This window comes from Thalassoglobus sp., assembly GCF_048270125.1.
Taxonomy (GTDB): Bacteria; Planctomycetota; Planctomycetia; order Planctomycetales; family Planctomycetaceae; genus Thalassoglobus.
Genome location: NZ_JBLWTN010000004.1, coordinates 323,613 through 348,456 on the forward strand (window position 1 = coordinate 323,613; position 24,844 = coordinate 348,456).

The window sequence follows — 24,844 nt, forward strand, 5'->3', positions numbered from 1 at the left end:
GTAGCAAAATATTGCTATCGGTTTATGAACAGAAATCAAATTGACGTACCTGTAATCATCAGCAGAAAATCATGCCATGGACGACATGACCGCTTCGGAAGAGACAGCCAAAGCTCCAGCCGGAGCTGCACAGGGCGAACGCATCGAGAAAATCATCTCTGCCGGTCGCCATACGCGTCCTGGTGGGTGGGGAACGGTCGTTCTCATCTCAATCTCTGCCTGTTTAACATGGGCGTCGTTTACCCCCGTCGATATCGGACCGCTGGCATGGGTCTGTCTCGTTCCACTCCTGCTGCTCGCACGGATTGAACATCGTACGAGCCGGATGTACCGAAGCCTGTACATTGTTGGTTTTGTGATGTGGCTCATCACTTTGCAATGGATGCGGCTCGGCGATCCTTTGATGTATATCGCATTGCTGGCTCTCTCGGCGTACATGGCTTTTTTCTGGCCGATCTTTATCGCCCTCACTCGCAGTGCTGTGTGGAGGTATCGCACACCCTTGTACATTGCGGCGCCTGTCTTCTGGGTGGGGCTTGAATATTTACGAGCCTATTTAATTTCAGGATTTTCGTGGTATTACATCGGTCATACCCAACACAACTGGGTGGAAATCATCCAGATTAGTGACATCTTTGGAGCGTACGGAGTAAGCTTTCTTGTTGTGATGGCAAATGCAGCCATCGCTCAAGCAATGCCTCTTTCGTGGATTAGCAAGTTCCGTCTTTCAAGTGCTGAAAGTCTGGCTGCGGATGACGCAACGCCTCCACGTCGTCGATTTCAGGGAGTTGTCGTTTCTGTCGTCTTGGTCGGTGTGGCGCTTGGCTATGGAGTGATGAGACGCAATCAGTCTGAGTTCACGCCCGGGCCACGAGTCTCTCTGATTCAGGGAAATTTTCCTGCCTCACTCAAATCGGACCGGGAACAATGGGGCGAGATCTATCAGACTCACAATACCCTCACAGGACTCACGGTTCCGTATCAGCCTGATGTCATCATCTGGCCGGAAGCAATGTTCCGTTTTCCGATGATGGAATACGACAAAACGATGTCTGATGATGAACTGGACGTCGTTCACCCCATGCTGCGTACAGAAGACTGGAAAAACCGCAACTCACAAGATTCGCTCGTCGGACTCTCTGAAAAAACGGATGCGGCACTTGTCATCGGAATTATCGTCGCAGATGCGACGCGGGAAGGGATTCGAAACTACAACTCTGCGGTGTTTGTCGAACCGGAAGGAGGGCTGCAAAGCCGTTACGATAAAATTCATCGCGTTCCATTTGGGGAGTATATTCCGTTTCAGAGTCAGCTCAAAAACGTGCCGATCATTGGGAGCCTTGCCCCCATGCGTGGCGAATACGGGATCGATGCCGGAAGCACTGTTGAAGTCTTCGAGCACAAGGACTGGCGAATCCTTCCCACGATCTGCTTTGAAGATACCGTTCCGCATCTAGTGCGAGGGATGGTGAACTCCGCTTCTGATTCAGAGAAGAACCAAGTTGATTTGCTCGTCAATCTGACAAACGACGGCTGGTTTCATGGTTCCAGCGAATTGGATCAACACTTGATCACGAGTTCGTTTCGGGCCGTTGAAACACGGACGCCAATCGTGCGGGCTGTGAACACTGGGATTTCAGCGATCATTGACGGCGACGGCGTGATTCGCGATCCGGAATACTTCATCGATCTGGATGCGAAGCTGGAAGATGTTGCTCCACGTGAGTCGATGCGTGATCCGAAAACGGGCAAGTTCTATCGTCAGCTCAACTGTGCACTCGTCGCGGACGTTCCGATTGATGATCGCACAAGCCTCTACGTTCGATTCGGAGACTGGTTCGCTGCCTTGTGTCTTGTCGCAACAATTGCAGTGGCGATTCAACTTTTGCCACTGCTGCGTAAGCGTTCACGAGGTACAAGTTAGAGTCGTTTTTGCATTGATGTTCGGGTTTAGAGCAGTTTGCTCTACCGTGTGCCCGTGAGGAACGCGTTTCATCAATAGAATTGCTGTTCGCCACGAGGCAGAACCTGCAAACCAATTCGAAAGATACTCTAGGACGGACACACAGCGGAGCAAATTGCTCTCACGCCTCGGAACTCCGACGATTTCAAGCGGTTTACGCTGCTCGTGCTTGCTTTTTGTTTTTGGGTAATCGCAAAGTGAACGTCGAGCCAGTTCCCGGTCCGTTACTGTTGACTTCGAGACGACCATTATGGTCAACGACGATTCGATGGGTGATGGAAAGCCCGAGCCCAGTCCCTTTTCCGACTTCCTTCGTTGTAAAGAACGGCTCAAAGATCTTCGTCTGTTGTTCAGCTGTCATTCCCGCTCCGTGATCGGTCACGGCGATTTCGACTTGATCAGGAAGTTCTTTCACGGAGACTTCCACGGAGTTGCCATCTTCAGAAGCATCCAGAGCATTCGCCACTAGATTGAGAACAACCTGTTTGATTTCAGGGCCATTCACCCAGGCGTGCAACGGGTCCGTTCTATCAACTGTGACCTGCTTCTGTTGGTACTTGCTCAGGTGTCCAACCATTGAGGCGACTTCCTGACAGACTGCGACAATATCGTACAAGTTCCGCTCGTCAGCTTTTCCATAAGAGAAATCAAGTAGTTTTTTGGTGATCGTCTCACAGCGTTCCGCCTCTGAAAGAACAAGGTCCAGGTAGTCCAGTATTCGCTTTCGATCCTTGTCTGGAAGTTGAGCCAGTACGTCATCTGTTAACCGTCGCTGCACACCGTTGATCGCATTCATGATGACTGAAAGTGGATTGTTAATTTCGTGTGCCACACCTGAGGCGAGAAAACCGACTCCAGCCAGTCGCTCCGATTGGACAAGTTGCTTGCTGCGGTTTTTGATTTCCTCTTCTTTGTCCAACTGGTCCTGCTCGATTTTGGCTGCCATCTCATTGAATGTATTCGCCATTTGCGAGAGTTCGCACTGGGTTTTAACGTCTAAACGGTAGTTGTAGTTACCAGCTGATAGTTTCTCGACTCCTTCGGTGAGCCCAAGGATCGGTTTGAAAATCCACCGCCAGGAGCAATAAATCAACAATCCTAAAAGCACCAGCGAAAGCAGACCGGTCGCAGCGACGACTCGTAAGTGAATCTGCTTGTCATCACGAGCCTCTTTAAGACGCTCGCCCAATCGATTCGATGGGTCAGGGAGGCTTTCAGCGATTTCAGTGAGTTCAGCGACGGTCCGCGTCACTCCTCTAATAAAGCCGTCCCGTAAATCTGGGTCAAAGAGCAGGTCTCTTTCAGACTTCAGAGTTTCGAGTCTTTGATGGATCGTCCGAAACATGGAGAAGTAGGAACTCTCTTCAGCGTACCCCGGACGAAGATTGTCCGGAAGTTTTTGAAAGGCTTGCTCGAACTGGTCAATTCGGACGGTGACGTTTGCAAGTTCTTGCTCGAATTGGTCGTGCTGCATTGTCGCCCGTTCGACTCGCAACGCATGCGGCTTACTTTCGTCTGGCAAGTCGACCTTGAACGGCTTGAGCAAATTCGCCAATGAAGCGATCAGCCGGTCCCGGCTCGGCATATTTGTGATGCTGAGCTCAAGATCGTTGACCATTCGGCTGTAAGAGTTGATCCCGGCAAAACTGCTAAATGCAAAGAGAAAGAGCATGAAAACGACCAACCCCAAGTTGGTCATCAGCTTGCGCCACATCGTGTTCGAGAGCAACATCGTTGAATCCCTTCATCCTGAGGTGACCTGCCGTCGTTCAAAAAGCAAACCCGACGCTGCAACCTCTGAGACATCCATTTGAGACATCCATTGTCAATGAGGGACCAGTTTAGCATTCTAAACTGGCGAAAGACACCCCATCTTCTGCAAGACATCTCAAAACTGCCTCCCCGAAGCAGTGCTCGAAACCCTTGGCAGGGAATGAGTTGCGAGAATAGTGAGAATGTCGACAGCTTCCTCGACGTGCTCACTTAAAACTTTACAATACAAGCCGTTCACGCCCGAACTGAATCGTTGAGTTTCACAGAGTTTGCTGATCGATTTCGCAGACTGTTTCCTGGTACCTGTTCGCGACACCGTTGAATCAGCCAGTTTTGATTTATTCCGGCCTTTCAAATCGATCCGAATACCTGAAGCTGGTCTCTCTAGTACTCAGGGAATCCTTCATGACATCAGTACTGGAGAGGTTCTTCGTACTGTTCAGTAAGCATCAATTTCAGTGAGCATCGATAAACACCTTCGATGGGGGATTCAGGGTGCCCTGCCCCAGATTTGGGACTCGCCGTTGCCGTTACCGATTTATGATTGATTCATGTCAACCCACTTAGGACTTCACGATTCGCCTCCCTATCGAGATGGTTATCTTTCGATCGGAAACTTTGATGGTGTCCACCTTGGGCATCGCGCGATTCTGTCCAAATTAGTCGACAAGGCAAGAGCTGCGCAAACCTCATCCACCGTTCTGACTTTCGATCCTCACCCGATCCAGTTGCTTCGCCCTGAATATCTGCCGCCCAAGCTGACGACTTTAGAAGAGAAGGCTGAACTTATTCATCGTTGCGGAGTTGATCATGTCGTTGTTTATCCGACAGATCATTCGCTTCTGGAGTTGGAACCCGAAAGTTTTTTCAAGCAAATCGTTCTGAACCACTTTCAAGCACGCGGAATGGTGGAAGGGCCGAACTTCTATTTTGGAAAGAACCGGGCAGGCACGACAGAAACTTTGCAGCAGCTCTGCTTTGAGCATCAGATGTCGCTGGAAATTGTTTCGCCAACGTTGCTCGGTGAAGTGATGGTCTCTTCGAGCGAGATTCGCAGTAATCTGAAACAGGGACATGTTGCCCTCGCAGCCAGTCAACTCGGTCGACCGTATGCAATTTCCGGAGTTGTGATCCGAGGAGACGAACGGGGCCGGATGTTGGGGTTTCCCACAGCAAACCTCGGAGAAGTCGAGACTCAGATTCCCAAGCCCGGAGTTTACGCAGCGATTGCAAGGATTGGAGGCGATTCCTGGAAAGCTGCGATCAACATCGGTCCGAATCCGACTTTTGGAATCGTCGTGCAGAAGATTGAAGCACACTTGCTTGATTTTGAAGGAGATCTTTATGGGCAGAAAATTCGCCTTGATCTCATCGAGCGTGTCCGTGACGTCAAATCGTTCGAAACGGTTGAGGAGTTGAAACAACAAGTCCGCAAAGACATTGAGCAAGTGCAGAAAATGGCAAACTGAAAACAAGATCTTAATATCGTTTTCAATGTATTTTGTGCCCGTGCCCGTGCCCGTGAGTGCTACTTTTCTGACTTCGTAGACTTTTCGCCACGAGGCAGAACGCGAATATCACATTTGAAATCTGCCATTGCGATGTCGGGGTTCTGCCCTCTGCGTACTAAGTCGCTGGGTGGCGATTGACTTCACCACGATTCTGGATTGCTTGTGCGATTTTGGCGAGCTGAGATTGCGTGAGAGTATGATTCATTGCTTGAGCTGTTTCTTGAATCTGCTCTGGCCTTTTTGCTCCACATAACGCTGCTCCAATGCCCGGTTGTGCGATGACCCACGCGATAGCCAACTGGGCGACTGTCATCTCAGCTTCGGCAGCGATCGGGCGAATTTCGTCAAGAAATGCGTGTGTTTTCTCCCATTCTTCACCAACAAAGACGGGAAATCTTTGTCGTCCATCATTGGGGGCCCACACATGATCACGTTTGATTTTGCCTGCCAGAAAACCTTTCATGAGAGGCCAGTATGGATTCACTGACACGTTGTTTTTCAGACACCAGGGAAGTTGTTCTCTTTCGATTTCTCGTTGCAACATGTTGTAGAACGGTTGATCGGCTGAGATTGTGCAAACCGCATGGAACTCCTCGTACTGAGAAATTTCAGTGAAGTTCGAGACTCCCGCAGCGAGGATCTTCCCTTCACTGAGAAGTTCACCAATGGCCCCCGCTGATTCAGCGATGGGGACATTCGGATCGGGAGCGTGAAGGTAATACAGGTCGATTCGATCCGTGTTGAGACGCTGGAGGCTTTCCTCACACTCTTTTTTGATCGTCTCTGGTCGAGCATCGCGAGCCTGTTTTTGATCGCTGCCCCAATGAAGTCCGCATTTTGAGGCGATCACAATCTTGTCACGGACATCTCCCAGTGCGCGGGCGATCAGGCGTTCACTTTCCCCTTCATATCCATAGATGTAAGCGGTGTCGAAAAAGTTGATGCCAGAGTCGAAGGCTGCTCGCAGTGTCGCCAGACTATGTTCTTCGGTGACATTGGTACTTGTAATCCCTGTGATGGGCCAACAGCCCATGGCAACGGGGGAAACGTACAAGTTTGATTTACCGATTTGTCGATGATTCATCTCATTCTCCCTGAAGTGAGCTGCTTCGCTGGCGGTCTTCGAAAAGCTTCCGTTTCTCCTGTGCCTGTTTTAGAAGCTCGGAAATTGTCTGGCCGTCATTCTCCAGGAGTGCATTTCGGTATCGAGTCAGTTTAGCAATCAGCTGGTCCGTCACATTGACGAGCTGAGGGGCATTCTCAGAGAAGATGGCTGTCCAGAGTCCCGGATCGCCTGCTGCAATTCTTGTTGTATCACGAAAACCTGTTGCTGCGAAGTCGACGGTGTGATCATCGATTTGATCCGCAACAGCTGCTGCCACGAGATGGGGCAAATGACTCGTCATCGCCAGTACATGATCATGCTCGCGAGGAGACATGAATCGAACATCCATTCCAAGTTGGGTCCAGAACGAACTTATTGTCTGAACGACCTTTTCAGGGGAATGTTCAGAGGGAGTGACAACACACTTGCGGTTTTCATACAGGCTCGCGTTGGCATTTTCAAAGCCTGACTGATGAGAACCGGCCAAAGGGTGCGAGCCAACAAACCGTGCAGCGATCTCCGGATATTGGTCCAATTCTGCACAAAGACTTGCTTTGACACTTCCAGCGTCAGTAATCAATGTCGATGCAGGTGTGGCTTTCGCGACCGCAATGACATCCTCAGCGATTCGGCTCACAGGTGTACAGACCACAGCGATATCGACAGCTTGCAGCTGAGTCACATCTGTCAGCGCGACATCTATTAAATCGTGTTCTTTAGCGAGTTTCAAACGCTCTTCATTGCGTCCGATACCGATCACATTTCGGGTGAGACCATGTTTTTTGGCTGCCAGGGCGATTGATCCACCGATCAAACCGACGCCCACAATGGCGAGATTTTCAAATTGTCGAAGAGGGCGGGACATGCGGAGGATTGTACTCAGAGAGGTCCGAATTGGCTTCTGTCTGGCACGCAGAATCATAAGAAATTATGAGTTTCAGAAACTACGTTCGGTCGAAAATTTTGTGAAAACTTCAGTGACAAACGTCTGACACACTGATCATCCTTAGGTTGATCCTTATACTATGGCTTAATATTGTCATACATTGGAACCGTTTGATTTCCTCCGGTGGAGTGGTTTGTGTCTACAGATGTTGCCTCGTTGATTGGCTCTTTAGAAGAGAATATCGCCAAAGTCCTCTTGGGAAAAGATGAGGTGATTCGCCTTTGTGTTGTGGCATTGCTCGCGGAAGGCCACCTGCTGATTGAGGATTCACCTGGAGTAGGGAAGACCTCGCTGGCGAAGGCGATTGCTCAAAGCCTCAATTGTCAATTTTCACGGCTGCAATGTACTCCTGACATGCTTCCTAGCGATATTTTAGGATCAAGCATTTTTCTTCCCAATCAGGGGACCTTCGAGTTCCGCAAAGGGCCAATTTTCACAAACGTTCTACTTTCAGACGAAATTAACAGAACCACTCCACGAACTCAAAGTGCGTTGCTCGAAGCGATGATGGAGCAGCAAATTTCTGTCGATGGCCAAACCTACCAACTCGACAAACCGTTTCTTGTGATTGCCACGCAAAATCCATTTGAGTTTGAAGGAACCTATCCACTTCCGGAAAACCAACTCGACCGCTTCATGTTGTGTACAACGGTCGGGTATCCCGATCGAAACGCGGAGCGCCAAGTCTTTAACTCTCACCGGACTGGCGAACCTGTTGATGAATTACAGGCGGTGATGACAGACCAGCAAGTGATCGGCCTGCAACAAAAAGTTCGGGAAGTGACGGTCGAGGAGTCGGTTGCCGATTACATTCTCGACTTGGTTCATGCGACCCGCGAAAACAAAGAGCTCTCGCTTGGAGTCAGTACACGCGGAGCGCTGACGATGTATCGAGCTGCTCAAAGCCTGGCGCTCGTTGAAGGTCGCAATTACGTCATTCCTGATGATGTGAAACGTCTTGCGAGTCCGGTCTTGGCTCATCGTGTCGTCTGTCGCGGAGTCATCCGCGAAGGCCAGCGAAATCGAGCAAGACAGATCCTGCAACAAATTGTAGACACGACCCCAGTTCCCAGCTAACAGCCCTCCAGGGAACGACCTGTTCTGACCGTTTCAAAATCAAATGTTTTCGCGAGCAAATCCAATATTGGTCTTTACGTTCTGCCTCGTGGCGAACAGTCTATGAGGTCATGAAAGTGGCCTTCACGGGCACGACAGGCATTGAAAATGCTCTAGAATCAGTCCGGAAATCTCTGGAATCGTCGCATCTCTCAATGTTTGAGAAAGCAAACTCAGGTTTCAGAATCAGTTGTCGTAAGTTTCTCAATTCAACTTTTTTCGCTGAAAAGGACGCCAATGTCTCGCTTGGCTTTTGTGTTTTGTTTGATGTTCACAGTCAGTTTGGCGACTGCATCAGAGACCTCCACCACTCAAAAATCACCGGCGTGGCCGGAACGTGGAGGCCCGTTGATGAATGGGATTGTTCCAGCTGGTTCAGCGAAGAATCTGCCCGTGAAATGGGATGAGGAGTCCGGCCTGAACGTCGCCTGGAAAATCGCATTAGAAGATGATGGATATGCTTCCCCAGTTATCGGGAACGGAAAAGTCTGGTTCACCTCGGCAACAACCGATGGAAAGAAACAGTTCATTTATGTCATCGATGAAGGTACCGGAAAGGTGCTTCATCACAAGGTGATCTTTGAAAACGAAGACCCTGAACCTTTAGGGAACAATGTCAACACGTACGCATCACCGACATGCGTGTTGGAAAGTGATGCGGTCTACGTTCACTTTGGGACTTACGGGACTGCAAGACTCGATCCAGAAACAGCTGAGATTGTCTGGGAACGGAGAGATATCCGTGGGAAACATTTTCGAGGGCCTGGTTCGTCGCCGATCATCTTTGAAGATTCGCTCATTCTGACTTACGACTGCATCGACGCACAGTTTTTGATGTCGTTGAATAAGAAAACAGGCGAAACGAACTGGCGGATTGATCGCTCGACAGATTACGACGATCTGGATGAGAACGGGAAGCCGAAGCGGAATGGCGATTTACGAAAGGCATTCGGAACGCCCGCGCTGGTTAAAGTCGAAGGGAAAACTCAGCTCATTTCCGTCGGTTCCCGAGCAGCGTTTGGGTACGATGCCAAGACCGGTAATGAACTCTGGACGATCACTCATGACGGCTACAACGCCGCCGCCCGCCCTGCTCTGCATGAAGGCATTGTGGTGATTAACAGCGGTGGTCGAGGCGCGAGCATGATCGCAGTTCGTCTCGACAAAACAACAAGCGGCAATGTGGATGAAACACATGTCCTCTGGAATCGACCGCGCGGAAATTCACGATTGGCGACTCCTCTTCTCTACGAGGGACTCGTGTACATGGTGACTGATAACGGGGTGGCAATTTGCCTCGACGCTGTAACCGGCGAAGAAGTCTGGACCAATCGAATTGGCGGAACCTTTGTCGCCTCGCCCGTTCTCGCGAATGGTTTGCTCTATCTATGTAATGAAGAAGGCGAAACTTCGGTTGTGAAAGCTGGCAGAGAATTTGAACTCGTTTCCAAAAATCATCTCGAAGAAGGAATGCGGGCTTCTCCAGGAGTTGCCAACGGAGCATTATTTCTCAGAACCTTCCACCATCTCTACAAAATTTCAAAATGAGTGGAGGCAAAAAATAAGTTTGCGGCAACCGATGAGGCGATTGCTGAAGGCGGATGGAAGATCGTGGCGATGCTGCGATTCTCCTCTGCTCTCCCGTGTGCCCTTGAAGAGTACGGTTTAAGTGGAAAGTCGCACATCTCCACGGGCACAAGAAACACGGTAGCAGCAAACTGCTCTATCCGTTCAGGCTTTGAAGTTCTTCTGGCAGGACTTCCTTGCAGACTCGCATGACGTTTCCGCCAATGATCTTTTGAATCTCTTCATCGGAGTATCCACGTTGGACAAGTCCAACAGTGATCAGAGGCCAGTTGGTCCAGGCGAGAGTCGCTCTGCCGGGCCAGTTTCCACCGAGTGAACCGCTCGGCCAAAGTGCTGCGAAGCGGCTGCGACTTCTGGGGCGTTTAGGAACTTTTTTATTCTCTTCGGCCGCATGCTGCGACGTGTGTGCAACGTCGGTGCCGATCGCGACGTGATCAATTCCGAATTTCTTCACGACGTAATCAATGTGGTCGAGAAGCCTTGAGATATCTCCACTGCCGCCAAGGAAATTGGGAATCAGACAGATTCCAACTAAGCCGCCAGTGTCGCAAATGGCTTTAATCACATCATCCGGTTTGGCTCGGATATGTTCGTTGATTGCGTTGCAGGCTGTGTGGCTGGCAACCATCGGTTTCGTTGAGGCTTCAGCGGCTTCACGACTGCTGCGCCAGCCGGTGTGGGCTACATCTACAATCACACCGACACGGTTCATTTCCGCGATGGCAGCTCGTCCGAAATCGCTGAGCCCGCCGTTGGCAGTCTCGGCACATCCGTCAGCGAGCATATTGCGACGATTGTACGTTAAGTGCATCATGCGAATGCCGAGTTGGAAGAAATACTGAACGTAAGCAAGCTCTTCCTGAACGGTGATCCAGGTTTGCGGCAAAGGAGTGCCGTTTCCGGTTAAGTACAAGCAATGCTTGCCTGCCTTTTTTGCGTTTTCGATATCGACTGGAAGAGAAGCGCGGACGAGCACGTCTCGCTGCATGTCAGTCAGAAACGTAAACCGAGCCAATCGTTGTAACAGCCGAGGGACTGCTTGCCCTTCTTCGCCTGCGTTTTGGAAAATACAGGTAACCCCGGCACATCGAAACGCTTCTTGAAATTCTTCTCGTTCCTTTGGTTCCGTAGCTGGTCGAATCATCGACATGTTGATGCGGGCTTCTCCAAATTCAACATCAGAAGCGTGAGCCGCGTCGAGCTTCGCAAGTGCATCGCCGTCGACAGATGCCCGAGGAGCAAATCCATAAGAATCAAAGACGATACTCTCTGCATGAAGATTCAGCCCATGTTCCAAGTCTTTTGCATTCGGCTTCAAGACTCCCATGGCAGCGTCTCGACCTCGAATGATGATCGGATTCTGCGTCGCAAGTAATGGATGCCGAGCTGTTCCGTTTTCGTTTTGGGCGAGCAGGTTTGAACTCAAGTATGACAACCCAATCCCTACGGGAGCGGCTTGAAGAAATGTTCGACGATTCATTGCTTAACCTTCTGGTATAGACTTCTCTCAAAGAAACTCTTTGAGAATGCTGTACGGAAATTTGAATTTCACTTGTCAGTAACTCTTTAGCATTTTCAATGCTTATCATGAGCGTGAAAGTCACTTTCATGACTTCGAACACTGCTTGCAAGTATGTTGAGCGAGAAGTCCAAAACAAATTTTTCGATCAGTTCTCGTAATACTTTTCTAATCGCTCTCTCAAGCGATTAGAAAAGTGATCATTCCACAAGTTTCCGGACTGGCTCTAAATTATCTTGAGCGAAATTTCACTATCAGTTGCCATTGATAAGTGAATTCCTCATCATCTGAAAGTGTTCCTACAAAATTTGTCCTGCCCCTTTCCTTTCAATGGAGACCTCTTCATGCCAACTCGCCGAACTTTTCTTCAAACCACTGCAGCAACCACATTCGTTGCGGCAGCTCCTGCATTTGTTCGGGGACAAAACCTGAATTCAAAACTTCAACTTGCTGGAATCGGGTGCGACGGCAAAGGCTGGTCGGACATCAACGAAATGGCTGGCCACGATAAAACGCATCACGTGGCGTTTTGTGATATTGATCTTGCTCGTACAGAGAAGGTCCATAAGCTTCAGCCCGACGCGCCGATTTTTCAAGATTACCGCGAGATGCTGGAGAAGCTCGGCGATAAGATCGATGGCTCGACTGTCTCCACTCCGGATCACATGCACGCTCGCATTACCACTGACCTGATGAACATGGGGAAGCATGTTTACTGTCAGAAACCTTTGACTCATAACGTCAGCGAAGCACGTCAGCTGCGAAAACTGGCGAAAGATTCGGGAGTCATCACGCGACTCGGTAACCAGATCCATTCGCATTCCTATTACCGGACAGCTGCGAAGACGATTCAGGATGGTGCAATCGGGAAGGTCAAAGAAGTTCGTTCATGGTGTGCTGCGACCGGTCATGGTAAGTCTGGGTATGTCAATCGTCCCACATCTCCAATTGCACCGCCGGAAACTGCAAATTGGGATCTCTGGGTCGGTGTTGCTCCAATGCGTCCTTACGGCGACGTGAAGTGCTATCACCCTTGGGGATGGCGTGACTGGCAAGATTTTGGCAACGGTGCGTTAGGTGACTTTGGTTGCCACATCTTTGATCCAGTGTTCACTGCTTTGAATATCAACAACGGACCACTCTCCTTTTCTGCTGGACACACCGGCATGAATGATGAGACCTGGCCTGCTCAAACGCACGTCAAATACACATTCCCGGGAACGGAATATACAACGGGCCGGTCGATTCCGGTCAGCTGGGATGATGGCGGTTCACTTCCAAGCACAAGTGGTTCACACATCCCGGGAGATGTCCGCTTGCCTGCGAGCGGATCGATTCTGATCGGGGAAACCGGAACCATGGTGATTCCACACGTCGGAGCAATGAGGCTTTACACCGGAAAAGGTCTCTCTGATAAAGAATACCCAGTCCTGGAAAGTTTGAATCACTATCACGGTTGGGTTGATGGTTGCATCTCAGGAAAGCAGCCGAGTGATGGTTTCGAATACGGTGGAAATTTGACTGAAGCCGTTCTTCTTGGAAACATTGCGGTTCGTTACAAAGGCGAAAAGCTGAACTGGAACGAAAAAGAAATGAAAATCACGAACAACGAAGAAGCTAACAAGTGGCTTTCTCGTGAATATCGTGATGGCTGGAAATTAGATTCCTAAAGAGATCTACATTTCTGTACTTCAGAATGATTGCAGAATTTACTGCTTCCTGTTGACAAGTTCTCGGAGCCTGAGTGGTTCCGGGGACTTGTTATTTTAGAACCAATCCGAAAAGTTATCCTAAGATGAAACCAATTCGTGCAGCTGCTGTTCAGTTCAATCATGTTCCGGGTGACAAAGCTGCGAACATGGAGATCATTTCCGGCTTTGTGGAGCAGGCTGCTGCCGACAACGTCGACTTGCTCATCTTTCCGGAAATGTGCATCACCGGATATTGGCATCTACGTGACTTTCCGCGTGAACAAATTGAAGAACTCGCTGAGTCGGTTCCCGCTGGGCCAGCCTCACAAAAGTTGCTGGAACATTCGAAACGTACAGGCATGACAATCGGCGCCGGTCTGATTGAAGCGGGTGACGACGGCAAGCTGTACAACTCATTTGTTGTCGCGATGCCCGATGGACGCATTGAAACGCATCGTAAATTGCACTGCTTTATCAACGAGCACATGAGCTCCGGGAACGAATTTACTGTGTTCGATATCCCGCAAGGAGCGCGGGTTGGAGTGTTGATTTGTTACGACAACAACATCGGCGAGAACGTTCGGATGAATGCTCTCATGGGGGCCGAAATCTTGCTCGCCCCGCATCAGACAGGCGGGTGCAATTCGCCAAGCCCTAAGTGCATGGGTGTGGTCGATACGAAGTTGTGGGATCAGCGAAAAGAGAATCCCTCGGCGATTGAGGCGGAATTCCGAGGTTCGAAAGGTCGCCAATGGCTGATGAAATGGCTTCCCGCACGCGCACACGACAACGGACTCTTCTTGTTGTTCGCCAATGGAGTCGGAACGGACGACGATGAAGTCCGAACCGGGAATTCAATGATCCTCGATCCCTATGGGGATGTGTTAACTGAGACCTGGAGAGCCCAAGACGAGATGGTCGTCGCTGACCTTGATCCATCTCTCAGGGTGATGTGTACCGGCCAACGCTGGCTGACTACTCGCCGTCCTGAGTTGTTCGGACTGCTTACCGAGAAAACGGGGATTGAAGAAGAGACTCGCACCGTGCGATTTCGACGACAGGCACAGGACAAGTAAGAGAACGTTCCCCGGCGAGGCTCACTGAACGGCCTTGAGTTCACCTCAAAAATGCACGCAGGTTAACGTCAATGATGTTTCCATTGAATCGTATCGAAATTTGGAATGTCGTTGGCGTTCTGGTGGTGGTGCTGGCACTCCTTCCGGTGCTGTATTTCGTGGTCTTCATTTTTCGATTTCTTTTTGCTGCCTTCATGGATCGAAGAGGTCGGGAGATCTATCTCTCTGATCCGCTTTTTGGGAATCTAAAATCATGGGAAAAGTGGGAGCACTGGGAAGGTGATGCCGAGTTCGGTGCTGGTGAAATCGAGAGAGTGATGATTTTTATAGATGCGAATGCCAACGGACCAACTGAATCTCAGAGAGCCCTGTTTCATGAAATTCGTAGTCAATATTCATCTGTTCTCCCCGAAATCGAAGCTGCACTTCGTAAGTACGTAGGAGAGGACTGGGAGTTTGAATTGACCTCGATTTCCATTCCAACTGCTGCTCAAGCGTGGGACTGGTCCGCTGGTTACTTTGCAGAGACAGACGAGGATGGAGACATGGGCTATGACGTTCACATCAAGGACTGGAGTGTGAGTGATGTCATCGGGAGCGATTAAGAAGCAGCTTTCGAATTGGTTTACAGGTTCTGCCTCATGGCGAACAGCATTTTTACTAGAGTGATGCGTTCTTCACGGGCATGCGGCAGAGCAAGCTGCTCTAAAACGGTTCGTAGACTGTTTCAAAAAGTATCGCGAACGCGTTGTATGCGCCATGAAGGGTGATTGCAGTCACGAAGTAAGGAACGCCGAGTTGAATATTGGGGAACGATCTGGTCTGCATGCAGCGATGCCAGACTCTTGAAAGTCCCAAGGCAGAAATGAGACAGCAAAAAGTATGCAAGGCAACGCAGACTGTCCATCGCCAGCGAGTCAACGGGTTCTCCCAGTTGAAAAGATCGAAGTTGAGATACATCACGTTTTCGACGGCTGCGAAGACAACTCCGCCAGCGAGAGCACACAGGAAAATTTGCAGTCGATTCTTGAACAGGTAAGGTCGACGTTCGATCACCCAGAGTGGGATCGCGATCTTCATTAACTCCTCAGCGACCGGCCCAATGAGAATTGCCTGGACGAGGTAGATGCCCGACATCGTCCCAATGGTTCCCAGCAGGACTCCAACGACTGCCAGCGGACCCGCGATAAGCACCCAGCATAAGACGAGTGCCCAACTGTCGAGAGATCCGGTTTGAGAAATTCGCCAGTTGAGCCAATTTTCATAAGTCAGCGCATCTTCTGGAGGAGGGCCGCTGATTTCTGATGATCGGCTTGGTTCACTCCAGATCGATTGGTCAATCGCATCATCTATGTTTTCGTGATGCTGCTCATACTCAATTCTTTCGGCAGCCTTCGCTTCGGAGGGATCGCGTTCCCATCCACCATTTCGCAGATGTGGTTCATTTTCAATCGAAGGGTCATGATTGGGCAAAAGGCTTACTCCGCAGTCGAGGCATGGTAAGCTGTCGCCGATGCGAGAATGGCTGCCATCGGGTTGGCCTGCTTACCGCGTGTCATTGCTCCGCCGCCGACATCGGCTGTTTCGAGCCGGACATTGCATATCGCGTTGTAGCCTTGCTGACGTGCTGAGTCGATCAATCTTAGCAGAGATTCTCGACGTGCGCGATCTTGCATCTTTTGAAAGCTGCGAACTTCTCCGCCGAAAATTCCGCGGATCGCAGCAAGGAACGTTTTCAGGTAATCGCTGGCAATCACCGTTTCAGCGTAAATGAGTGTGGGTGGTTGCTGTCCAGGGATGGCTGCTGGAAACGATTTGATTTGAGTGACGATCAGATCGTGAGCTTCTGCTTCACGACGTTCAAGACTCTTGAAATGTCGATATTCATTCACTCGCCCACCAACGATTCCGATGAGCGGAACGCCAATAAATAGAAAGGCCCAAAAGCACATCATGAGCATCGCAACAAGTGAGTCGTCCATGAGATGGCTCCTAAGGTAAATTTTAAAATGACGACCTGAGAAATTAAGAAAGCGAAGAGAGTTTGCTTACTGAATTATCTCATGGTTGCTGGCTCGACGATGACTGCGGTGCCATATGCGTAAAGCTCGGCAGCCCCTTGTGTCACGGCACTGGTGGTGAACCGGACATTTACAACGGCATTGGCGCCCAGCTCATCCGCCTGTGCCATCATTCGCTCGGTGGCTTGTCGTCGGGACTCGGTCAACAGTTCGGTGTAGCCTTTGAGTTCTCCCCCCACAACGTTTTTTAAGCCAGCCATGATGTCTCGACCGAGGTGTTTGGCACGAACAGTGTTGCCTTGAACAATGCCGCGAATCTCTGTGATTTCATAGCCAGCAACTGTTTCCGTGTTTGTTACGATCATCTTTGTTTCGTCCTAAAGATGTGATGATGAAGAATATGGAACAATAACAATACGTCTGAATTTGATGTCGTTCACGAGACTTGCTGTCAATTCAACACTTTCGTGATGTGTGAGTCTGAGAAGGGAGTTTTTATGCGGTGATTCACTCATTTCCATGAGGCAGGATGTCTATCTTTTCCGGAAGTTCGACTTCAAATTTGGTGTGTGAGGAGTGTTTTCAGCTCTGAATTCGTCTGTAAATACGAGCTCGTTGGGGGACAAATTTGCCGTAAATTGATCTAAATGCACGAATTCCCAAAAAAAGAACATTTTAACTGCACAGCCTCGTAGTGACTGATGTGTTTTCATCTCATTGCTGTGAATCGGTTTGCGCAAAATCCCAACATTGAGATTGAATCAATCTTCGGTTTCTAACGCAACCCCCATTGAAAATGGTTGAATTCCTCATCTGTTAAATTAAGAATCCTGCGCAAAGCTTACGGGTTTTACCAATTTTCCGGGCAGTTCCAGAAACGGAGTGCAGAATGACGAGGATGAAGCTAAGAGGAATGGTTTTGAGTTTGTTCGGGTGTGCGGTTCTTTTTATGGGAGCCGAATCCGGAACTGAGTCAAAGCCACTCACTGAGTACAAACTCATCCAGCAGATGTATGCGTCGGCGACTAATCATCGAGCCCGCTCAGGGATGTTCGCTCAACAATTGGACGAAGATCTTTGTCGCCAAGCCCAAGCATGGGCAAACAATATGGCCAACCGAAACATGATGTATCATGGTGGCGGTGAGCAGGTTGTTGGTCGTGGATATGGAAGTCCGGAAGCATGCGTTCAGGGATGGATTAACTCACCAGGACACCGAATGTGGGTTCTAGGTGGGAACGCTCGCTGTGGTTTTGGTGTTCAGCGATCCTGGAGTGGTCAATGGTATTACGCTGGCGTCTTTCGTTAAGCGATCCTGACGACTCGATCTGATCCTACGCTGCACAGAGAACTATCTCTGTGCAGCGTTTTTTATTTGCACTCTCCTCATTAAACGGATCGATGCAACCTGGCTGGTTGGTTGAAATTTTCGCTGTGCTCCTGAGTTGCCTCTGAAATGTAACTGTGTCGAGATTTAAAAAACATTTTCGGAACTCTTGCGAGTGAGATGGGTTTAATAAGCTGAAGTTCTGCGTGAAAACGACGCGGGACCAGGTCGGCTCCCTTTGGTCGACTGGATGATTTTGTCTCGACCCTTACTGCGGAGCAAACTGATGCAGCGTTCTCTATTAACGATGATGATTCTTGGTGGGCTCGTTGCCTTTTCGCCGATTGTTGAAGCGCAGCGTCCCGAAGGGGGAGGCGGACGAGGACGTGGTCCCGGTGGATTCCGAGGTGGCCCGCCCGGGGGTGGACAGTCCAGCATGATGATGCTGATCGGCAATGAGCAGGTTCAGAAAGAGATCGGTCTTGAAGGAGAGAGTTTAGAAGCTGTGAAGAAGGTGGTTTCGAACTTGAGAGAACAAGGCCGTGAACAGTTTTCGAGTCTTGGAAACCTTCGTGAGATGAGCGAAGAAGATCGCAACAAGGCGATGGCTGAAATGCGAAAACAACGCGATGAAATCAATGCCAAAGCGACTCAGGAAATCGAAAAACATCTTTCGAAAGAACAGAAGACACGGCTTGAGCAAATCGCCCTGCAACAACAGGGAGTACGTGCACTGGACGATGACAAAGTTGTCGTCAAGCTTGAACTTTCTGAAGAGCAGCAACTGAAGATCGCAGAGTTGCTGGAGAATCAGATGGCTGCTCAGCAAAAACTGATGGAAAGCATTCGAGAAGGAGGCCGAGAAGGATTTGCACAGGCTCGCGAGAAATCCGAGGCACTTCGAAAAGAGACTGACGAAAAGCTGATGGGAGTTTTGACTGACGCCCAGAAAACAAAGTTCGCAGAAATGAAAGGAAAACCTTTCGAACTTCAACGAACCAGAATGCAGCGAGGAGATCGTCCTCAAGGCGATCGTGGTGGTGACCGCGGAGCCAATCGTGGCGAAGGACGTGGAGACGGACGCGGCGATCGGCCTCGGCAACGGCCACAATCTGAGTAGTCGTTCTGAGTGGTCAATCACACTCGAAATTGTGCAACTGAATTTGAATATGTGTCGTACCCGACGACCGGCTGAAACTTTTCAGTCGGTCGTTTTTTTATTTCTCGTAAAGTACTGTCGTGCCCTGCACTGTCGAGCCCAGCATTTTATTGAGGGATTCGTTTCTCCACGGGCAGGCTGAGGAGCAAACTGCTTTAGAGCAAATTGCTGTAAGAGGATCGTTCGCGTTTCCTGGCGAGAACTTGTTAAAGTCAATCTTCTGTTCTGCCCGCTGAGTACCAAACGCTGAATGTCCAGTCGCTTTAAACAATGTCTGACCGCTTTTCCAGAATCCTTCGTGACCTCGAGTGGGCGATCACCAGCCCCTCGTTGATTGGGTCTGACTTTGACTCGGAAACTGGCTCCCTGAGTATTCCGGTCGACTTCGAACATGTTCGTGCTTTCTGTGCTCTCGAAGAAAAAACACTCTCGGACGTGACGCGGAATTCCGGAGGTGCGGGCATCTCGCACACCGATTTGATCACTGCTCGAGAAACGTTGAATCGGAATGTTGAGTCACTCAAGGGGTTTCGTGTTGGAGGATACTTCGAGTCGCTTATCGAATTTTGGCTGCGAACACTTTTAGGGTACGAGATCATTGAACATCAGAAACAGTTGTTTGTTGATGGGCGAACTGTTGGGGAGATCGATTTTCTTTTTAGGGACGGAAAAGGTGATCTGATTCATCTGGAAACGGCGGTAAAATTTTATCTTCACTTTCCGGGGACTCATCGGAGTGGCAGTCACTTCGTTGGTCCAAACTCAGGGGACCACTTCGAGAAGAAACTGAAATCGTTGTTCGGTCATCAGTTGAAAATTGGGAAACAGTTTTACCCCGAGGTTGTTCGAAGTGAGGCGTTGGTGAAAGGGAGAATCTTTTATCATCCTCAACTCCCTGCTCCTTCAGATTCCCCGGACAGAATGGCGATAAACCATTTACGTGGATCCTGGATTTATGAAGGTGAAGTCGACTGGATCAATACGTTTGCTCCCGACTCCCGTTTCTTGATTGCTCGGAAACCGCACTGGCTGGCGAACGAGGTGGTCGAGCATTCCTGCCCGAAGTTAAAGACGTCCGAAGCTCTACAAAATTTCTCTCGCGAGCACTTCGTGGCATCTCGGCGCCCGCTGTTAGTGAGCGTGCTCACGCCGGACGAAGACTGTTATCGTGAGTCATCACGTTTCTTCATCATCCAGAAGCAGTGGCCTTTTCAATAAGCAAGTCTCTGTTTGTGGTCTCGTTTGAAGTGCTTCTCGAATGCAGGTTTGCTATTGTTTGAAAGCTCTTTGTTTTTCATTCCAGATCAAAACGGGACAACGACCTATGCGAACACTTCTCGCTGCTTTCATTCTAATAGGATGTTCTTTCTCCGAAGTTGGAGCTGATGAGATGAATCAAAAGTCCGCAAAACTTAAAAGGCCTGTTACGGTCGAGATGGACTATCTGATCTCGCTTCCCAAAGATTATGAGAAGCAAGAGAAATGGCCCCTCATTTTATTTCTCCATGGGGCAGGTGAACGTGGAGACGATCTGGAACTCGTTAAAGTCCATGGCCCACCAAAATTGGTTGAGCAGGGAAAAGCGTTTCCCTTTATTGTGGTTTCGCCTCAATGTCCGAAAGGGAGATGGTGGCATGCGATGGAGTTGAGTGCGCTGCTCGACGAAATCGAAGAGAAGTACAAAGTTGATGCAGATCGGATTTACGTAACCGGTCTGAGCATGGGAGGCTTCGGGACCTGGGATTTGGCAATGTACGCCCCGAAACGATTTGCAGCGATTGCACCAATTTGTGGCGGAGGAGACCGGCAGTTTGGAAAGGCCCTGAAGGACATTCCTGTGTGGGTCTTTCATGGAGCCAAAGATCGTGCGGTTCCGGTTGAGAGATCCGTCGAAATGGTTGAAGCAATCAAATCAAATGGTGGTGATGCGAAATTGACGATTTATCCGGATGCCCAGCACGATTCCTGGACGGAAACCTACGACAACCCTGAGTTGTATCAGTGGTTCCTGAAACATCAGCGAATAAACAATGAGACGGAATGAGCACTTTGAGTTTGCGGAAGAGGCGAAGAGTCTCTCACATCTGTGAAAAAAAGATGGTGATGCCTACTCGTCTCAAAATCACTACACTATGATCCGATAAGACATGAACACCGTTTCCAGCTACGCATTGATATGAATGCCAATCTGGAACGAGCGCGTGAATTGTGATTGATACAAACGCCTGCTTCTCCTTCAATGGACTGCAGACAAAGCCTTCATAGATAGATTAGAACGATGAGTACTAAGTGGGAACTGCCAAATATCGGCGAAGGTGTCGACGAAGCTGATGTCGCGGAAATTTTAGTCTCCGAAGGCGACCAGGTTGAGCCGACGCAAGCTCTCATGGAGCTTGAAACCGAGAAGGCAGTTGTCGAATTGCCTGCACCCGGAGCGGGCATCGTTAAGAAAATTCTCGTCAGTTCTGGTGACACGATTCAGGTTGGCCAGCCGTATATGGAGGTCGAAGAAACCTCGCCCGGTGCGACTGATTCTTCCAAACCTGCCGAAGCAGCAGCTGAAACCGCCAGCGATTCAACAAAGTCTCAAGAAGCGGAGGAACCTGAATGCGTTGTCATTGAGGAGCCAGCCAAAGCGGAACCTGAATTGGCTACCTCTCAAACGGAAATCGTCACAGGTTCAGTCGATTTCAATCTTCCGCCGCTCGGTGAAGGTGTGGACTCGGCAGATGTTGCCGAGATTATGGTCTCCGAGGGGGATACCGTTGCCGTTGGTGATCCGTTGATGGAACTCGAAACCGAGAAAGCGGTTGTCGAACTCCCGAGTGAACATGCCGGGAAGATTACAAAAATCCATGTTTCTGAAGGAGACTCTCTCCCAGTCGGTGCGCTCGTCGTGACTTTTGAAGTGGCCGATTCAGTTCCCGCTTCGAAATCGGCAGCGGCTCCACAAGGAGCGGCGTCTTCATCAGCGAATGAGGCTCCGAAAGAAGCTGTCAAAGAAAAATCAGCAGATCAAACGCCAGCGCAGAGTGCTCCAGCGAAGCAATCACCCGCCCCGAAGACTGCTGCAATGAGTGGTGGCGGCGACGATAACGACTCGAACGGGACCCCAGTTCCCGCAGCTCCTTCGACACGGCGTCTTGCTCGCGAGTTGGGAGTCAACTTACGAGATGTCCAAGGTTCAGGCAGTGGTGGTCGAATTAGCCAGGAAGATGTACAAAAGTACGTTAAAGGGCAGCTTCAAGGGACATCACTGAGTCGGACGGTTGCCAGTTCGAGTGGATCTGTGTTGGCTGCCGGGTCGATTGCACCACCTCCTCTCCCCGATTTCTCGAAATATGGCGTGATCGAGCGGGAGAAGATGAACAAGCTCGCTCGGACAGCAGCAGAGAATTTGACTGTCTCCTGGAATGTCATTCCACATGTGACGCAGCATGACCGGGCAGACATCACCGATCTTGAAGAGGCCAGAAAACGTTTCGGTCAGGGGATCGGAAAAAATGGTCCAAAAGTCACCATGACTGCGATTGTCATCAAAGCTTTGACGACCTGTTTGCAAGCGTTCCCCAAGTTCAATAGTAGCCTGGACCCGGAAACAAACGAGATCGTCTATAAGAAGTACTACAACATTGGTTGTGCGGTCGATACGCCGAACGGTCTTGTCGTTCCAGTCATTCGGGATTGTGACAAGAAAAGTATCCTTGATATTGCTGCCGACGTGACTGATTTGGCAGTGAAGGCTCGCGATCGAAAACTCTCCGTCAACGAGATGCAGGGAGCAACCTGCACCGTGACCAACATCGGAGGAATCGGTGGAGTCGGATTTACACCGATTGTGAACTATCCCGAGGTTTGCATCATGGGGATGTGTCGGGGACAGAAAGAGCTGAAGTTGATTGATGGGAACGTGCAGGAACGGTTGATTCTGCCAGTGAGTCTGTCTTACGACCATCGTGTGATCAATGGAGCAGAGGCCGCCAGGTTTGTGGTGACATTCTGTAACTTGCTCAACGATCCGTTTCAGTTATTAACAACCGTTTGAAGTTCCCCATGAAGTGTGGGCGACTGAATAATTCGTCAAATCTTGTAATGTGTAGATTTTCAACCTATGATTTCGCCAGACAGTTTGCTCTCTCGATCTGCTTTTGTAGGTCACTCGAGTGGATACCGTTGATCTCGCTACAAGTGATGCTGCTGAATTTTTCCAGCAACGCTTCAAAAGATCCGTCTGATTTCAGGTATTCACGAGTTTAAGAGATATGAACCGGCCAACTAAAGACCTCTTTGACGACTCATCGATGACATTCGGTGAGCATCTGGAAATTCTCCGTGTGCATTTGATCAAAGCCATTATTGGCTTGGTCATCGCCGTGGTGATCTGTCTCCTGAATGGGGCCAAGCTGGTTAACATTATTCGTGGGCCAATCGATCAGGCACTGTCGAAATATTCAGAAATCAACGTTGAAGACGATGTCCAGGACGGGTTCGCTGAGCAGTTGGGATTTGACACACTCTTCGAATTGTTCTTAGGAGAACCAGAAAAGACTGCGATTGATGAAGAGACCGGCGAAGAGTACGTCATTGAGGAAGAAATTAAACCGCATCCCGACTTGGTGAAAGTGAAAGTTCCGATTGAGGAACTCACTCGAGCACTTCACAAGGCCGACCCGGAACGATTTCCGAAACCGGAAAAACCTAAAACTCCCGGTGCCGAAAGCCCGAATGCAGGCACCACAAACAGAGCCACCACAAATGAGACTGATCAGACTGTTGAATCTGAACAAGCAGTTCCATCTCGGAATATCACGTTGACTTTGCAAGCTCCGGAGTTTGCTCAGTTTCAGGCAACAGTTGAACAATCTCGCCGGGCGGTCACGCTGAATGTTCAAGAAGCGTTTCTGACTTACATTAAGGTCTCGCTGATTTCGGGACTGGTACTTTCCAGCCCTTGGATTTTCTTTCAAATGTGGCAATTCGTGGCTGCAGGATTATATCCGCACGAGCGAAAATATGTGTACGTTTTTGGGGGGATCAGTCTTGTGTTATTCCTCGTCGGTGCGGCATTTTGCTTTTATGCGGTCTTTCCGTTTGTGCTCAACTTCTTGTTGAAATTCAACGCAACACTTGAGATCAGCCCGCAGATCCGAATTTCTGAATGGATCAGCTTTGCTGTCATGTTACCGCTGATGTTTGGAATCAGTTTTCAACTTCCACTGGTGATGCTCTTCCTTGAACGAATTTCAATTTTTCAAGTGGAGCAGTTCAAAGAGCAACGACGAATGGCCATCCTGGTCATCGCAATTGTCTCGATGCTGCTGACTCCTGCCGATCCGATGAGCATGCTGCTGATGATGATTCCATTAGTGTTCCTGTACGAACTCGGAATCAAACTTTGCAAGTGGGCTCCGACCGCAAGTCCGTTTGAACCAGAAGCGATCTAAAACCGTTTGCTCTTCCGTGTGCCCGGAATGAGCATGTTTCGCCAGTGCAATCGCTGTTCGCTACGAGACAGAACCTGAACACCTATTCGAAAGATACTCTAAAGCGGTAGGTGACTCTGTTCGCGAGAATTTACCCTTTCAAACCACAACCGGATGAGTACGGAAAGAATCACCCATGTCTGCAGAGAATCAAGAACTCCCTATTGAAGTTGATGTTCACCATGTGAAGGCGCTTCAGGATGCTGGCGAGCAATTCCTGTTTATCGATTGCCGTGAAAAAGATGAATACGAGACCGCCCGCATTGCCGGGGCGACTCTCATCCCGATGAGTGAAATGCAGGATCGCTCAGAAGAGCTTGCGCAACACAGGGATGAACACATCATTGTTCACTGCCATCATGGTGGACGCAGTATGCGGGTCACTCAATGGCTAAAAGGCCAAGACTTTGCCAAGGTCCAGAACATGGCAGGCGGTATCGATGCCTGGTCACAGGAAATCGATGATTCTGTCCCGCGATATTAGAACTGGTCCTGAAACGTGAAGTTGCTCTCTCAAACGTTGAGGAAAGCACCTATTTCAGAATTTTTCGGACTGGTTCTAGAGCA

The 24,844-nt window shown here is 49.7% G+C and carries 21 protein-coding genes; 14 read left to right on the forward strand and 7 right to left on the reverse strand.

The genetic code is table 11. The annotated features are described in order from the left end of the window. Positions 1-76 precede the first annotated feature (76 nt). Complete coding sequence (gene lnt / locus ACN0YR_RS07435; protein WP_417848565.1) at positions 77-1,924, forward strand: apolipoprotein N-acyltransferase; 1,848 nt, start codon at positions 77-79, stop codon at positions 1,922-1,924. Positions 1,925-2,117: 193 nt separating this feature from the next. On the opposite strand, the gene ACN0YR_RS07440 is transcribed toward lnt, so the two are convergent. After that, a complete protein-coding gene (locus ACN0YR_RS07440; protein ID WP_417848566.1) occupies positions 2,118-3,695 on the reverse strand; it encodes an ATP-binding protein in 1,578 nt (525 codons plus the stop codon). Positions 3,696-4,287: 592 nt separating this feature from the next. Here ACN0YR_RS07440 and ACN0YR_RS07445 point away from each other — a divergent pair. Next, complete coding sequence (locus tag ACN0YR_RS07445; RefSeq protein WP_417848567.1) at positions 4,288-5,205, forward strand: bifunctional riboflavin kinase/FAD synthetase; 918 nt, start codon at positions 4,288-4,290, stop codon at positions 5,203-5,205. A 157-nt stretch (positions 5,206-5,362) separates the two neighbouring features. Here ACN0YR_RS07445 and ACN0YR_RS07450 read toward each other — a convergent pair whose 3' ends face one another. Next, positions 5,363-6,331 (reverse strand): aldo/keto reductase, encoded by a 969-nt coding sequence (locus ACN0YR_RS07450; RefSeq protein WP_417848568.1) that lies wholly within the window; start codon positions 6,329-6,331, stop codon positions 5,363-5,365. 1 nt (position 6,332) lies between these two features. Further along, a complete protein-coding gene (locus tag ACN0YR_RS07455) occupies positions 6,333-7,217 on the reverse strand; it encodes a prephenate dehydrogenase (protein WP_417848569.1) in 885 nt (294 codons plus the stop codon). 216 nt (positions 7,218-7,433) lie between these two features. On the opposite strand from ACN0YR_RS07455, the gene ACN0YR_RS07460 reads away from it, so the two are divergent. Both ACN0YR_RS07460 and ACN0YR_RS07465 read left to right on the forward strand, forming a co-directional pair. Next, complete coding sequence (locus ACN0YR_RS07460; protein WP_417848570.1) at positions 7,434-8,375, forward strand: AAA family ATPase; 942 nt, start codon at positions 7,434-7,436, stop codon at positions 8,373-8,375. A 276-nt stretch (positions 8,376-8,651) separates the two neighbouring features. Next, the gene (locus ACN0YR_RS07465) at positions 8,652-9,962 is read left to right on the forward strand and encodes a PQQ-binding-like beta-propeller repeat protein (RefSeq protein WP_417848571.1); all 1,311 of its coding nucleotides are present in this window, start codon (positions 8,652-8,654) and stop codon (positions 9,960-9,962) included. Positions 9,963-10,137: 175 nt separating this feature from the next. Here ACN0YR_RS07465 and ACN0YR_RS07470 read toward each other — a convergent pair whose 3' ends face one another. Continuing rightward, positions 10,138-11,481 (reverse strand): dipeptidase, encoded by a 1,344-nt coding sequence (locus ACN0YR_RS07470; RefSeq protein WP_417848572.1) that lies wholly within the window; start codon positions 11,479-11,481, stop codon positions 10,138-10,140. A 383-nt stretch (positions 11,482-11,864) separates the two neighbouring features. On the opposite strand from ACN0YR_RS07470, the gene ACN0YR_RS07475 reads away from it, so the two are divergent. From ACN0YR_RS07475 to ACN0YR_RS07485, 3 genes are all read left to right on the forward strand, one after another. Continuing rightward, positions 11,865-13,190, forward strand: a complete 1,326-nt coding sequence (locus tag ACN0YR_RS07475; RefSeq protein ID WP_417848573.1) for a Gfo/Idh/MocA family protein — start codon at positions 11,865-11,867, stop codon at positions 13,188-13,190. A 125-nt stretch (positions 13,191-13,315) separates the two neighbouring features. Then, complete coding sequence (locus tag ACN0YR_RS07480) at positions 13,316-14,287, forward strand: nitrilase family protein (RefSeq protein ID WP_417848574.1); 972 nt, start codon at positions 13,316-13,318, stop codon at positions 14,285-14,287. A 71-nt stretch (positions 14,288-14,358) separates the two neighbouring features. Further along, positions 14,359-14,892, forward strand: coding sequence for a hypothetical protein (locus ACN0YR_RS07485; protein WP_417848575.1), 534 nt, complete (start codon positions 14,359-14,361; stop codon positions 14,890-14,892). 100 nt (positions 14,893-14,992) lie between these two features. Here ACN0YR_RS07485 and ACN0YR_RS07490 read toward each other — a convergent pair whose 3' ends face one another. From ACN0YR_RS07490 to ACN0YR_RS07500, 3 genes are all read right to left on the reverse strand, one after another. Then, a complete protein-coding gene (locus ACN0YR_RS07490) occupies positions 14,993-15,760 on the reverse strand; it encodes a PrsW family glutamic-type intramembrane protease (RefSeq protein ID WP_417848576.1) in 768 nt (255 codons plus the stop codon). A 5-nt stretch (positions 15,761-15,765) separates the two neighbouring features. Further along, positions 15,766-16,269 carry a YbjQ family protein gene (locus tag ACN0YR_RS07495; protein ID WP_417848577.1) on the reverse strand — a complete coding sequence of 168 codons (504 nt, stop codon included), beginning with the start codon at positions 16,267-16,269 and terminating at the stop codon, positions 15,766-15,768. Positions 16,270-16,343: 74 nt separating this feature from the next. Beyond that, on the reverse strand, positions 16,344-16,673 hold the full coding sequence (locus ACN0YR_RS07500; protein ID WP_417848578.1) for a YbjQ family protein: 330 nt from the start codon (positions 16,671-16,673) through the stop codon (positions 16,344-16,346). A gap of 524 nt (positions 16,674-17,197) precedes the next feature. On the opposite strand from ACN0YR_RS07500, the gene ACN0YR_RS07505 reads away from it, so the two are divergent. The 7 genes from ACN0YR_RS07505 to ACN0YR_RS07535 all read left to right on the forward strand — a co-directional run bounded on the left by ACN0YR_RS07505 (position 17,198) and on the right by ACN0YR_RS07535 (position 24,761). Further along, a complete protein-coding gene (locus ACN0YR_RS07505) occupies positions 17,198-17,617 on the forward strand; it encodes a CAP domain-containing protein (RefSeq protein ID WP_417848579.1) in 420 nt (139 codons plus the stop codon). Between the two features lie 304 nt (positions 17,618-17,921). Next, complete coding sequence (locus ACN0YR_RS07510) at positions 17,922-18,755, forward strand: hypothetical protein (RefSeq protein WP_417848580.1); 834 nt, start codon at positions 17,922-17,924, stop codon at positions 18,753-18,755. Positions 18,756-19,064: 309 nt separating this feature from the next. Continuing rightward, positions 19,065-20,012, forward strand: a complete 948-nt coding sequence (locus ACN0YR_RS07515) for a DUF1853 family protein (RefSeq protein ID WP_417848581.1) — start codon at positions 19,065-19,067, stop codon at positions 20,010-20,012. Between the two features lie 172 nt (positions 20,013-20,184). After that, positions 20,185-20,838, forward strand: coding sequence for a prolyl oligopeptidase family serine peptidase (locus tag ACN0YR_RS07520; protein ID WP_417848582.1), 654 nt, complete (start codon positions 20,185-20,187; stop codon positions 20,836-20,838). A 234-nt stretch (positions 20,839-21,072) separates the two neighbouring features. Further along, positions 21,073-22,839 carry a 2-oxo acid dehydrogenase subunit E2 gene (locus ACN0YR_RS07525; protein WP_417848583.1) on the forward strand — a complete coding sequence of 589 codons (1,767 nt, stop codon included), beginning with the start codon at positions 21,073-21,075 and terminating at the stop codon, positions 22,837-22,839. 217 nt (positions 22,840-23,056) lie between these two features. Beyond that, entirely contained in the window at positions 23,057-24,238 is a 1,182-nt protein-coding gene (tatC, locus tag ACN0YR_RS07530) for a twin-arginine translocase subunit TatC (RefSeq protein ID WP_417848584.1), read from the forward strand. 175 nt (positions 24,239-24,413) lie between these two features. After that, on the forward strand, positions 24,414-24,761 hold the full coding sequence (locus ACN0YR_RS07535) for a rhodanese-like domain-containing protein (RefSeq protein WP_417848585.1): 348 nt from the start codon (positions 24,414-24,416) through the stop codon (positions 24,759-24,761). Positions 24,762-24,844: the final 83 nt, after the last annotated feature.